Origin of the sequence: Arthrobacter sp. ES3-54 (genome assembly GCF_029504395.1) — a bacterium.
Taxonomy (GTDB): Bacteria; Actinomycetota; Actinomycetes; order Actinomycetales; family Micrococcaceae; genus Arthrobacter.
In genome coordinates, this window is the sequence record NZ_JAQFIF010000006.1 from 155,474 (window position 1) to 168,434 (window position 12,961).

A 12,961-nucleotide genomic window follows, 5' to 3' on the forward strand; every position below is an offset into this window, starting at 1 on the left:
AGAGCCGCAGGTGGCTTCAGGTGAGCTGCCGGCCGGCCATCCGCTCCAGCCGGCCGATCCGCTCGGCCATCGGCGGGTGGGTGGAGAACATCTTGGCCACGCCTCCGCCGCGGAACGGGTTGGCGATCATCATGTGGGAGGCGTTGACCAGCCGCTGGTCCTGCGGCAGTGGCGCCAACTGCACACCCTGCTCGATCTTGCGCAGGGCGGAGGCGAGCGCCAGCGGATCTCCGGTGAGCGCGGATCCGTCTTCGTCGGCGTCGTACTCCCGCGTCCGCGAGATGGCCATCTGGATCAGGGACGCGGCGAACGGGGCCAGCAGCGCCATCGCGATCGCGGCGAACGGGTTCGCGTTGCGGCGATCCCCGCCGCCGAACAGCAGCATCATCTGCGCCACCGAGGTAATGACGCCGGCGACGGCGGCGGCCACCGACGCCGTCAGGATGTCCCGGTTGTAGACGTGCATCAGTTCATGGCCCAGGACGCCGCGGAGCTCGCGGGCGTCCAGCAGCCGCAGGATGCCCTCGGTGCAGCACACCGCCGCGGTCTGCGGATTCCGGCCGGTGGCGAAGGCGTTCGGCGCCATGGTGGGCGAGATGTAGATCCGCGGCATCGGCTGGTTGGCCCGGCCGGACAGTTCCCGGACGATCTGGTACAGCTGGGGCGCCTCGGCCTCCGTGACGGGATAGGCCTGCATGGACCGGATGGCGAGCTTGTCGCTGTTCCAGTACCCGTAGGCGGTGGTGCCCACGCCGATCAGGGCCATGATCCAGATCGGCGCGGCACTGCGGGTCCCGGCTGCGATGAACGCCCCCAGACCAAGCAGGACCGCCCACAGGACTCCGAACAGGGCCGCGGTTTTCAGTCCGTTGTGATGCTGGTGCACTGGTCCTCCTGATGCCCTTGACCTCGATGGGTACCAATGAAAACGAACCGCTACGCTACCGGGTTCCGCGCGTCGTACCGCAGGAATCCGCACTGCAGGTGGGCCAGCGTCCAGGCCACGGCAATGCACATCGCGCCGCCGATCAGCAGAACCCATCCCTCGTTCAAAAGTTTAGTCGCGCCGCCTGCCAGCATGTCACCGATCCGGGGTCCGCCGGCCACCACCACCACGAACACGCCCTGCAGCCGCCCGCGCAGGTGGTCCGGGGTGGAGGCCTGCAGGATGGTGGTCCGGAAGACGGCGCTCACGGAATCCGCGATGCCGGCCAGCGCGCAGCACACGGCGGCGGGCAGCAGCCACACCGTCACGCCGGCCTCTCCGGCCTCTCCGGCATGACCGGCGAGGACCACCACCAGGCCGAAGGCCGCCACCGAGGCGCCCCAGCCCATTACGGACCACACCACCGCGGCACCCTGCCGGCGGACGCCGCCCAGCGGGCCGGAGAACAGCCCGGCCAGGAACGCGCCCACGGCCATCGAGGCCAACAGGATCCCCACCGTGGCCTCGCCGCCGCCGATCATCACGGCACCGATCGCAGGCAGCAGCGCCCGGGGCTGGGCGAAGATCATGGCCACGAGGTCGATCACGAATGTCATGCGGAGGTTGGGCCGGGTGCCAAGGAAACGGAATCCCTCCACCACGGAACGCAGCCCGGCCGGCCTCGCATGCTCCCCGGGCGGCATGGGCGGCAGCTTCAGGAGCGCCCAGAACGCAAACGCAAAGCTGACGACGTCGATCGTGTAGGTCCAGCCGAACCCGATCCACGCCACGAGCACCCCGGCCAGCAGCGGCCCGGCGGTCATGGTCAGCCCGAATATCATCATGCTGAGGGCGTTTGCGGCCGGCAGCAGCTCCTTGCGCACCAGGACGGGGATGATCGCGCTGCGGGCGGGCTGGTTGATGGCCTGGGCGCCGCTCTGCACCGCCACGAGTGCGTAGAGCAGCCACACGTTGCCCAGTTGCATCCATGCCTGCAGGGCCAGCGCGGCCGTGGTAAGCCAGAGGACGGACGAGGCCAGGAGCGCCACTGTGCGGCGGTCGTGGGCGTCGGCGATCGAGCCGCCCAGGAGGCCGCCGAACACCAGCGGCACGAGGGCGAAGAGGCTGAGCAGGCCCACATAGAGGCTGTCCTGGGTCAGCCGGTAGATCTCCAGGCTGACTGCCACGAGGGTCAGCTGGCTGCCCAGTGCGGAAACGGCGGACCCCAGCCACAGACGGCGGAAGGCCGGACTTTCACGCAACGGCGTGATGTCCGCCAGAAATTTCCCCACCGGGCAACTCTAGTGGCGAGCCGCGGGCGCCCTGGACGCGGCCGGAAATGTTAGCCGCGCCTTATTGTGAGACAGTCATAATAAGTGCTTGAATGGGGGTATGACGGATTCCTCGGGCACCCACGATGCATGGGCAGCGGCCCTGCGTGCCCACGGCCGCCGGGTGACCAAGCAGCGCCTGGCCGTGCTGGCCGCCGTCGAACATCACCCGCATTCGCCGGCGGAGGCGATCCTTGCCGCCGCCCGGCAGGAATTGCCGGACCTGACCGCGCAGTCCGTCTATGTGGTCTTGGGGGACCTGACCGATCTGCACATGCTGCGCCGTTTCGAACCCCCGCACTCCCCCGCGCTGTACGAGACGCGGGTGGGAGATAACCACCACCATGCCGTGTGCATCAGCTGCGGCCGCGTGGAGGACGTCGAATGCGCCGTGGGCCACGCGCCCTGCCTGACCCCGCACTGGGACGCGAACGCCAAGCCGATGACCATCCAGATCGCGGACGTGCTGTACCAGGGCATCTGCCAGGACTGCCAGCGCACCCAACAACTTCCCTCCGAACGAAACTAAGAAACCCAACCAAAAGGAGAACGATGACCGAGATCATCTCTGCGCCCGCCGTGTCCACGACACAGTCCGGCGCTCCCGTCACTTCCGACGCCCACTCCAAGTCCGTCGGCGCCGACGGCGCGCTCATCCTGACCGATCACTACCTGATCGAGAAGCTCGCGCAGTTCAACCGCGAGCGCGTCCCGGAGCGTGTCGTGCACGCCAAGGGCGGCGGCGCCTTCGGTAGCTTCAAGACCACCGAGGACGTCTCGAAGTACACCAAGGCCGCGCTGTTCCAGCCCGGCACGGAGACGGACATGCTCATCCGCTTCTCCTCCGTTGCCGGCGAGGCAGGCTCCCCCGACACCTGGCGCGACCCCCGCGGTTTCGCCGTGAAGTTCTACACCACCGAGGGCAACTACGACCTCGTCGGCAACAACACCCCGGTGTTCTTCATCCGCGACGGCATCAAGTTCCCCGACTTCATCCACTCCCAGAAGCGCCTCCCGGGCACCCACCTGCGCGACGCCGACATGCAGTGGGACTTCTGGACCCTCTCCCCCGAGTCCGCCCACCAGGTCACCTGGCTCATGGGCGACCGCGGCCTGCCGGCCTCCTGGCGTGAAATGCAGGGTTACGGCTCGCACACCTACCAGTGGATCAACGCCGAGGGCGAGCGGTTCTGGGTCAAGTACCACTTCAAGTCCAACCAGGGCGTCAAGTCCATGTCCGGTGACGAGGCCGAGGCCCTGGCCGGCGCTGACGGCGACTTCTACATCCGCGACCTGCAGGAAAACATCGCCGCCGGCAACTTCCCGTCCTGGGACCTGCACGTCCAGGTCATGCCGTACGAGGACGCCAAGACGTACCGCTTCAACCCCTTCGACCTGACCAAGGTGTGGCCGCACGCGGACTACCCGCTGATCAAGGTCGGCACCATGGAGCTGAACAAGAACCCGGAGAACTACTTCGCGCAGATCGAGCAGGCAACCTTCGCGCCGTCGAACTTCGTGCCCGGCATCGCCGCTTCCCCGGACAAGATGCTGCAGGCCCGCATCTTCTCCTACGCGGATGCGCACCGCTACCGCGTCGGCACCAACCACGCCCAGCTCCCGGTGAATGCGCCCCAGAACCAGGTCAACAACTACAGCCAGGACGGCGCCGGACGTTACCACTTCAACGCTCCGACCGTTCCGGTATATGCACCGAACTCCGTCGGCGGCCCGGCCGCGGTTGAGCCCGCCATTGCCGGCGGCGGCTGGGAGAACGACGGCGCGCTCACGCACTCCGCGCACTCCCTGCACCCCGAGGACAACGACTTCGGCCAGGCCGGCACGCTGTACCGCGAGGTGTACAACGACGGCGAGAAGGCCCGCCTGCTGGAGACCGTCACCGGCGCCGTCAGCGGCGTCAAGAACGCCGGCGTCAAGGAACGCGCCATCCAGTACTGGACCAACGTCGACGCCGAGTTCGGCGCCAAGCTGCGCGCCAGCCTCGGCGCCGGCCAGGTTGAGTCCGACGCAGAGGCCGCCAACAAGGTCTGATCGCCGCGTCGCGGGTTGCCTGAACGGCCGGCCGCTTCAAAGGCCGACTGTACCTGTGACCGTTTGAGCCACTAGAACGCCCCGCCACGGACCTCCGTGGCGGGGCGTTTGCCGTTATCCACATGGGCGCGCGTGCCCCTCGCCACCGTGCACTGCGGCTCCGTAGGATTTGGGCATGACCGCATTTGCAGGCATTCCGGATGACGCCTTCCGGTTCTACGCCGATCTTGAACAGAACAACAACCGGGACTGGTGGCTGGAGCACAAGCCTGTCTACGACGCCGCGGTGAAAGGGCCGCTAACCGAGTTGCTGGCCGAGCTGGAGCCACGCTTCGGCCAGGCCAAGCTCTTTCGCCCCAACCGGGATGTGCGGTTCTCGCCGGACAAGTCGCCCTACAAGACCGCGCAGGGGGCCTTCGCGGCGCTGGACGAAGGAGTGGGCTTCTATATCCAGCTCAGCGCCGACGGCATGCTGATCGGCGGCGGCTGCCACACCCACACCCCGGCCCAGCTGGCACGCTTCCGCGGCGCCGTGGACGATCCCGCCAGCGGCGAAGTCCTGCAGGAGATCGTGCGCCAGGTCGAGGCAGCGGGGTTCGAGGTGGAGGGCGAACGCCTGAAGACGGTGCCGCGGGGTTTCGAGAAGGACCATCCCCGGGCGGAGCTGCTCAAGCACAAGTCGCTCACGGCCGGGGTCAATGTGGGCCAGCCCGGCTGGCTTGCCGGACCCGGGGCGGTGGAGGAAGTGGCGCGGCGCTGGGAGGAATTGCGCCCCCTCGTGGAGTGGGAGGGCCGCTACGCCGCCCCCTGAGATTCAGCTCAGATGTGCTGGCCGTCGGTGGCCAGGCGCCTGTCGAGATTGTTGAAGAAGACCAGCATCATCAGCTCAAAGGCCTTGGTGGCTTCCTCGGGCTGGTTGTTGACGACGAAATCGAACTGGAGCCCATAGAACGCTGCGGTGAACAGGCGGGCGTCGGTGTCCGCGAACTCCGGCAGGATGCCCTGGATGATGAGCCAGTCCCGGGCCTTCTCGTGCAGCATCCGGAAGTGCTCCGGGGCGGTGCCGCGCGGCGCCGCGGCCACAACGTCCTGCGCAGTCGCCTCGAATTCAAGCCGGGCCAGGTGCCGGTTGCGCTGTGCCATGGTCCACTGCCAGGACTCGAGGAAGAAGGCCCGCCATGCATCCCTGTCGATGTCCCTGACGTCGGTGGCACGGACGCTGTCCAGCCGGGATTCGATGCCGCGGATGATCTCGTTGATCAGCTGCTCGCGGTTGCCGAAGTGGTACACCAGGACGTAGCTGCTGACGCCCAGCCCCTCGGCGAGGCTGCGGAATGTCAGCTCCGCCAGCGTCTTGTCCATGAGGTAGTCGAGAATCGCCGACAACAACTCTGATTTACGTTCCGGTCTTGCTGGGCGGGCCATGTGTCCATCTTAGGGAGCGCAGGCCAAACGCCGAGCACCGGCCAAACGCCGAGCGCGTGCCAAACGCCGAAGTCGCCGGAACCGTGCGAGCACGCCGGAAGTTTCCAGCGAATTCGCACGGTTCCGGCGACTCCGGTTATTCGGGACGGACGGCTCCCCGGTCAGGAGCGGGTCAGCGCGTCCTCGTCGGTCTCCGCGGCCGGTGCGGCCGCCTGGACGGGGCTTGCCGTCCCCGGGCCGTTCACGGAGGCGCGGGCCTCCGCGAACTTTTCGTTCAGCCTGGAGTGGCGCTGGCCGTAGGCGAAGTAGATCGCGACGCCGATCACCAGCCAGATCGCGAAGAAGATCCAGGTCTCCACGGCGAGGTTCGTCATGAGGTACAGGCACAGGACGGCAGAGACGATCGGGAGCACCTTGCCGAACGGGACGCGGAAGGCCGGCTTCAGGTCGGGACGCTTCTTGCGGAGCACCAGGATGCCGAGGCTGACCATCACGAAGGCGGACAGGGTCCCGATGTTGATCATTTCCTCCAAAAGATCCACATTGGTCAAGCCGGCAACGAGCGCCACTCCGGCGCCACAGATGATCTGGAGGCGGGCCGGTGTTCCACGCGCGGCGCTGGTCTTGGACAGGGAGCGCGGAAGCAGGCCGTCGCGGCTCATCGCGAGGACCACGCGGGACAGGCCCATGAGCAGCACCATGATGACGGTGGTTAGGCCCACCAGGGAGCCGAAGGCGATGACCTTGGCGGCGTCGGTATTGCCGACGGCCTCGAAGGCGGTGGTGAGCGTCGGGTTCTTGGCCTCGGCCAGCTTCGTGTAGGACACCATGCCGGTCAGTGCCAGCGACACCAGGATGTAGAGCACCGTAACGATCGCCAGGCCACCGAAGATGCCGCGGGGCAGCGTCTTCTGCGGGTTCTTGACCTCTTCGGCCGAGGTGGCGACGACGTCGAAGCCGATGAAGGCGAAGAAGACCAGGGCGGCGCCGGCGAAGATTCCCAGGGTCCCGTACTGGGCGGGGGCCGCGCCGGTCAGGAAGCCGAAGAAGGACTGCTTGAGGACATCCGCGGTTCCGGTGCCTCCGGTCGGCTCGGAAGCCGGGACGAACGGGGCGTAGTTCTCGAACTTCATGTAGGTGAAGCCCACGACGATCACGAAGAGGACCACCGCGATCTTGATGAGCGTGAAGATGTTGCCGACCCGGGCAGAGAGTTTGGTCCCGAGCACCAGCAGCACCGTGAAGATAGCAACAATCAGGAAGGCGCCCCAGTAGAGGTCGACGCCGCCCAGGGAGATCGACGGCGGAATGTCCACGCCCATGAGCGCGAAGACCTTGCTGAGGTAAATGCCCCAGTACTTCGCGATCACGGCGCCGGCCGTGAAGAGTTCGAGGATCAGGTTCCAGCCGATAATCCACGCGAGGATCTCACCCATGGTGGCGTAGGTGAAGACGTAGGCGGAGCCTGCGACCGGGATGGCCGTGGCGAACTCGGCGTAACACATGATGGCGAGCGCGCAGGTGACGGCGGCGATCGCGAAGGAGATGGTCACGGCGGGGCCGGCGAAATTCGCCGCGGCCTTGGCGCCGACCGAGAAGATTCCGGCGCCCACGGCAACGGCGACCCCCATGATCATGAGGTCCCACGTGCTTAGCGAGCGCTTCAGCTTGCGTCCGGGTTCATCGGCGTCGGACATGGACTGTTCGATGGATTTGGTCCGGAAAAGGTTCATAGGAAAGTCCGCAATCTCGATAACTGGTTTGGAAACAGACCTATCTATCCTAGATGTCCATCCACTGGACGGCCCGATTTGTCCCACATAGTGAGACGCCCGGGCAGGGTGGGTGCGGCCGCGGACCAGCCTCAGAACCCGCGCGGGTGGGCCCAGACCAGGACTCAGCCGGGCCAGTCCATCAGCGTCGAGCGGATCAGGAATCGCTTGCCTTCCGGTGCTTCCACCGAGAACCCGCTCCCCCGGCCGGGAACGACGTCGACAGTCAGGTGCGTGTGGCTCCAATAGTTGAACTGCTCCCTGGACATCCAGAATTCCAGCGGCTGGGGCTGCAGACCGTCCGAAATGTCGAACAGTCCCAGCTGCACGTCCGAGTCCCCCGTGATGAACTCCCCTGCCGGATAGCACATCGGTGAGGAACCGTCGCAGCAGCCCCCGGACTGGTGGAACATCAGCGGCCCGTGCTGGAGCCACAGCTTGCGCAGCAGTTGTACGGCCTCCGGCATGAGCGCCACCCGGGAGAAGTCCTCGCCGGGGCAGGTCACGGCGGCGTCAAGCCTGGTCTGGGTCATTTGGGGTCTCCCTGGCTGGTCCGGAAAGTGGTGCGGGCGGGGCGGATCACTGCCGATCCGCCCCGCCCGGGTCAATGCGGCTTAGAAGAAGCCGAGCTTGTTCTCGTTGTAGCTGACCAGGAGGTTCTTGGTCTGCTGGTAGTGGTCCAGCATCATCGAGTGGTTCTCGCGGCCGATGCCGGAGGACTTGTAACCGCCGAACGCAGCCCCCGCCGGGTAGGCGTGGTAGTTGTTGACCCACACGCGGCCGGCCTGGATCTCACGGCCGGCGCGGTAGGCGACGTTGCCGTTGCGGGACCAGACGCCGGCGCCGAGGCCGTAAAGGGTGTCGTTGGCGATGCCCATGGCGTCGTTGTAGTCGCTGAAGCGGGTCACCGAAACTACCGGGCCGAAGATTTCCTCCTGGAAGATCCGCATCTTGTTGTGGCCTTCGAAGATAGTCGGCTGGACGTAGTAACCGCCGGCCAGGTCTCCGGGCATTTCGGCCCGGGCGCCGCCGGTGAGCACCTTGGCGCCCTCCTGCTTGCCGATGTCGATGTAGGAGAGGATCTTTTCCAGCTGGTCATTGGAGGCCTGGGCACCAAGCTGGGTCTCTGTGTCCAGCGGGTTGCCCTGGATGATTTTCTCCGTCCGGGCCACGGCGTCGGCCATGAAGGAATCGTAGATATCTTCCTGGACCAGGGCGCGGGACGGGCAGGTGCAGACTTCACCCTGGTTGAAGGCGAAGAGCGTGAAGCCCTCCTGGGCTTTGTCGTAGAAGGCGTCGTTGCTGTCCGCGACGTCGTTGAAGAAGATGTTGGGGCTCTTGCCGCCGAGTTCCAGGGTGACCGGAATCAGGTTCTGGCTGGCGTACTGGCTGATCAGGCGGCCCGTGGAAGTTTCGCCGGTGAAGGCGATCTTGCGGATGCGGGGGCTGGAGGCCAGCGGCTTGCCGGCCTCCACGCCGAACCCGTTGACCACATTGAGGACACCGGCCGGCAGCAGGTCGCCGATGAGTTCCATCAGCACCAGGATCGAGGACGGTGTCTGCTCGGCGGGCTTGAGGACGACGGCGTTGCCGGCGGCGAGGGCCGGGGCGAGCTTCCAGACGGCCATGAGGATCGGGAAGTTCCAGGGGATGATCTGGCCGACGACGCCGAGCGGCTCGTGGTAGTGGTACGCGGTGGTGTCGTCGTCGAGCTGGGACAGCCGGCCTTCCTGGGCGCGCACGGCGGAGGCAAAGTAGCGGAAGTGGTCCGCGGCCAGCGGAATGTCGGCGTTGAGGGTTTCGCGGATCGGCTTGCCGTTGTCCCAGGATTCGGCGACGGCGAGCATCTCGAGGTTCTCATCGATGCGGTCGGCGATCTTGTTCAGGATGGCGGCGCGCTCGGCGACGGAGGTCTTGCCCCAGGACGGTGCGACCTTGTGGGCGGCGTCCAGTGCCAGTTCGATGTCCTCGGCGGTGCCGCGGGCCACCTCGCAGAAGGCCTTGCCGGTCACCGGGGTGATGTTCTCGAAGTACTGGCCCTTAACCGGGGCAACCCATTCGCCACCAATCCAGTTCTCGTAGCGGTCCTTGAAGGTGACCTTCGAGCCCTCGGTACCGGGCTGGGCGTAGACAGTCATTGCTAGCTCCTTTGCTGTGCAAGATTAATGGCGGCCAGTTGCTGGCGCTCACCGTTGCCTACAGCGTAGAAGCCGGAAGGTTGCAATCAGGTTGCAAGCAAGTGATCCGGGTCACTTTCGCGGGAAATGCCGGTCAGGCGCCGAGTTCTTTATCCAGCCGTTCGAGATCAGAGACGACGGCGGCACGTTTGGGCGAGCGGGGCGGCAGCAGCTTCAGTGCGGCGCTCCGGACCTCGACGTCGTCCCTTGCCTCGGGCAGCTCGGCGTACTTCAGCAGCGATTCCGCGCTGCCGTCAGTCAGCACTGCCTCGCGCAGCAGGGAGGAGACCCGGCTCCGCAGTTCGACGATGCCGGGCGCTTCCGAGCGCGGCAGCACGGCCCCGCGGTAGATCTCCAGGGCAATCCGGTGGGCGCCACGCTGCAGGCAGTTGAGGACCTGGCCGGAGTCCGGCACCAGGTCCATCGGCAGCCGGTAAGGCCGGGATTGCGGGACCGCGTCCGGGTTGAGTTGTTGCAGGACCTTGCGCAGGCGCACCATCTCGGCCCGCAGAGTCATGGTGGAGGCCTCCCCGGGATAGAGCAGGGTGCAGAGCTCCTCCGCGTTCAGTCCTGCGGGGTGGGTGCTGAGCAGGGCCAGGATTTCGCTGTGCCGGGCGGACAGGGCCACGGTGCGGCCGTCGATGCTGAGCAGCGCCTGGTCCCGGCCCAGCAGCTGGAGGCTGTTGCGGTAGAGGCTGCCGGCGGCTGCCGCATCGCGCCCGCTGTGGGAGGCGGGCCCCGCGTTTCGCCGCCGCGACGGCGAGGACTGCCCTGCCGCGGCCAACTGCAGCCGTTCCACCCGCAGGTGCGCCTGGGCCGCGGCGACCGTCGCCTCAACCAGCGACAAGGTATGCGGGGCCACGGCCGACGCCGTGCCGGTGATGTCCACGACCCCCAGCAGGGCGCCGGAATCAGGATCGTGGAACGGCACAGCCGTGCAGCTCCACGGATGCACCGAGCGCTTGTAGTGTTCGGCACCGGAGATCTGGATTCCCCGGCCGAGAGCCAGCGCGGTGCCGGGGGCGCTGGTGCCGACTGTCGCCTCGGACCAGTCGGCGCCGGGGACGAACATCATGCCCTCGGCCCGGCGCTGCAGGGCTGCGTCGCCTTCCACCCAGAGCAGCCTGCCGACCTCGTCCCCCACAGCTACCAGCATTCCGCTGTCATGGCTCGGCAGGACCAGGAGCTTGTGGATCACGGGCATGATGGCGGCCAGCGGGTGCTGGCGGCGGTATTCTTCGAGTTCCTCGCGGTCCATGGCCAGCGGCGCCTCGGGGTTGTCCGGATTGGCGTGCAGCTGCGCGGAACGCCGCCACGACTCCTGGATCAGGCTGCTGAGTCCAGGCAGTTGCAGGTTCCCGGGGAAAGCGAGTCCGCGCGAGTCCAGTTCCTCGTGCCCGGTGCTGGCATGCTGCTGGCGCAGCTCCGCGGTGACTCCGCCTGCGGGCGGCAGAGCTGCCGGATGGACCAGATTCCTCATTGAACTCCCACTGGACGGGCTCGACGGCGTACCGAAGGCCGCCACGTCCGGCCCAGTCTAGTGGGCGTTTCGGACCCCTCGCTAGAGGATGCGCCGTCCTGCCCACCGCATGCCCCCAGCGCCCGTCCTGCCGTGGCGAACAGCTCCGCGACGCGCAATCGCCTCCCCGACGCGCGAAAATACCCCCGCGGCCGGAATACCCTGCGCGCCAGGCATTTTGCGCGGCGTGGAAAAATTTGCGCAGCGCACGGCTACCCGCGGGAAATCTCGATCATATCCTCGCGCGGCACAACCTTGATGCGCTCCCGCTCGATCCCGTCGGCGGACTGCGCCGCGGACCATTCGGCGCCGAGGGCGAGCTCATGGGCGTCGAGCTTGATCCACCCTTCCCACGTGGTGTACTCGATGCCGCGCTCCTGAAGCAGGTCGATGATGGCCTGCGGGTCCGGGTTCTGCGCCGGGGGCAGCGTCAGCCGGTCCTCCAGCAGGAAGCCGATGGTTTCCAGCGCGTCGCCCTTCGTGTGGCCGATCAGGCCGACGGGCCCGCGCTTGATCCAGCCGGTGGCGTAGATTCCGGGCACGGCGTTCCCGTCGGCGTCGAGCACGCGGCCGCCTTCGTTCGGGACAACGCCGCGGCGGGCGTCGTATTCCAGCTCGTCCAGCGGCGAACCGTGGTAGCCGATCGCGCGGTAGACGGCCTGGACCGGGTAGTCGAGGAACTCCCCGGTGCCCTTGACATTCCCGGTGCCGTCCAGCTCCATGCGTTCGAACTTGATGCCAGCGACCTTGCCGGGGTTCGCGGCGTCGTCATGGATCTCGACGGGGCTGTGCAGGAAGTGCAGGTGAAGCCGGCGCGAGGACGGTTCCTCGGCCTCGGCGTGCTCCTCGACGAGCCAGTTCGTCAGGGTGTTCACCATGGTCCGGACCTGGTTGTTGCTGCGGATGGCCTCGTCCGAGGCCTCGTCGAACTCGAAATCCTCCGGATACAGCACGATGTCCACGTCCTTGGCGTGGCTGAGTTCGCGCAACTCCAGCGGCGTGAACTTCACCTGGGCCGGGCCGCGGCGGCCAAAAACGTGGACGTCGGTGACCGGCGAATCCTTCAGTGCCCGGTAGACGTTGTCCGGGATTTCCGTGACCAGGAGTTCATCGGCGTGCTTGACCAGCATGCGGGCCACATCGAGGGCCACGTTGCCGTTGCCGATCACCGCAATCTCCTTGGCCTCCAGCGGCCAGTCCCGCGGCACATCCGGGTGGCCGTCGTACCAGGAAACAAAGTCTGCCCCGCCGAAGGAACCCTCCAGGCTGATCCCGGGAATATCCAGGTCCGCGTCCTTGATGGCGCCGGTGGAGAAGATGACGGCGTCATAGAACGCCCGGAAGTCATGCAGCGTCAGATCCCGGCCATAGGTGACGTTGCCGAGGAACCGGATGTCGCCGCGGTCCAGGACCTTGTGCAGTGCGTTGACGATCCCCTTGATCCGCGGATGGTCAGGTGCCACCCCGTACCGGATGAGGCCGTACGGTGCCGGATATGCCTCGAAGAGATCGATGCTGACCTGGAGGTCGCCGCCTTTGACCTCATTGGACTTCGTCAGGATGTCCGCGGCGTAGACGCCGGCCGGACCGGCACCAACAATCGCGACACGGAGGGGACGAGTGGATGTGGATTCGGCCGAGTTGGACACCGGGAGCCCTTCTGAGTCTTAGGGACAGCGCCAGTAGATACAGCGCACAGGCCCCTATTCTAAATGTCGCCGGCTGGCTCGTGCTCCGATTGGCAGGAATAGGCGCCGCGC

General features: G+C 66.7%; 11 protein-coding genes. 3 read left to right on the forward strand and 8 right to left on the reverse strand.

Annotated elements, in window-relative coordinates:
• Positions 1-16: 16 nt before the first annotated feature.
• Together htpX and M2428_RS13020 are read right to left on the reverse strand one after the other, a co-directional pair.
• Entirely contained in the window at positions 17-886 is an 870-nt protein-coding gene (htpX, locus tag M2428_RS13015; protein WP_277526357.1) for a zinc metalloprotease HtpX, read from the reverse strand.
• Between the two features lie 50 nt (positions 887-936).
• Positions 937-2,217, reverse strand: a complete 1,281-nt coding sequence (locus M2428_RS13020; protein ID WP_277526358.1) for an MFS transporter — start codon at positions 2,215-2,217, stop codon at positions 937-939.
• A gap of 100 nt (positions 2,218-2,317) precedes the next feature.
• On the opposite strand from M2428_RS13020, the gene M2428_RS13025 reads away from it, so the two are divergent.
• From M2428_RS13025 to M2428_RS13035, 3 genes are all read left to right on the forward strand, one after another.
• A complete protein-coding gene (locus M2428_RS13025) occupies positions 2,318-2,785 on the forward strand; it encodes a Fur family transcriptional regulator (RefSeq protein ID WP_277526359.1) in 468 nt (155 codons plus the stop codon).
• Between the two features lie 23 nt (positions 2,786-2,808).
• Entirely contained in the window at positions 2,809-4,308 is a 1,500-nt protein-coding gene (locus tag M2428_RS13030) for a catalase (RefSeq protein ID WP_277526360.1), read from the forward strand.
• 175 nt (positions 4,309-4,483) lie between these two features.
• Complete coding sequence (locus tag M2428_RS13035) at positions 4,484-5,119, forward strand: DUF2461 domain-containing protein (protein WP_277526361.1); 636 nt, start codon at positions 4,484-4,486, stop codon at positions 5,117-5,119.
• A gap of 8 nt (positions 5,120-5,127) precedes the next feature.
• Here M2428_RS13035 and M2428_RS13040 read toward each other — a convergent pair whose 3' ends face one another.
• From M2428_RS13040 to M2428_RS13065, 6 genes are all read right to left on the reverse strand, one after another.
• Positions 5,128-5,733 (reverse strand): TetR family transcriptional regulator, encoded by a 606-nt coding sequence (locus M2428_RS13040; RefSeq protein ID WP_277526362.1) that lies wholly within the window; start codon positions 5,731-5,733, stop codon positions 5,128-5,130.
• Positions 5,734-5,894: 161 nt separating this feature from the next.
• Positions 5,895-7,466 carry an amino acid permease gene (locus M2428_RS13045; RefSeq protein ID WP_277526363.1) on the reverse strand — a complete coding sequence of 524 codons (1,572 nt, stop codon included), beginning with the start codon at positions 7,464-7,466 and terminating at the stop codon, positions 5,895-5,897.
• Positions 7,467-7,630: 164 nt separating this feature from the next.
• Positions 7,631-8,038, reverse strand: coding sequence for a DUF779 domain-containing protein (locus M2428_RS13050; protein ID WP_277526364.1), 408 nt, complete (start codon positions 8,036-8,038; stop codon positions 7,631-7,633).
• Between the two features lie 81 nt (positions 8,039-8,119).
• Positions 8,120-9,643 carry an aldehyde dehydrogenase family protein gene (locus M2428_RS13055; RefSeq protein WP_277526365.1) on the reverse strand — a complete coding sequence of 508 codons (1,524 nt, stop codon included), beginning with the start codon at positions 9,641-9,643 and terminating at the stop codon, positions 8,120-8,122.
• A gap of 133 nt (positions 9,644-9,776) precedes the next feature.
• Positions 9,777-11,162, reverse strand: coding sequence for a GAF domain-containing protein (locus M2428_RS13060; protein WP_277526366.1), 1,386 nt, complete (start codon positions 11,160-11,162; stop codon positions 9,777-9,779).
• A 251-nt stretch (positions 11,163-11,413) separates the two neighbouring features.
• Positions 11,414-12,850 carry an FAD-dependent oxidoreductase gene (locus M2428_RS13065; protein WP_277526367.1) on the reverse strand — a complete coding sequence of 479 codons (1,437 nt, stop codon included), beginning with the start codon at positions 12,848-12,850 and terminating at the stop codon, positions 11,414-11,416.
• Between the last annotated feature and the right edge of the window lie 111 nt (positions 12,851-12,961).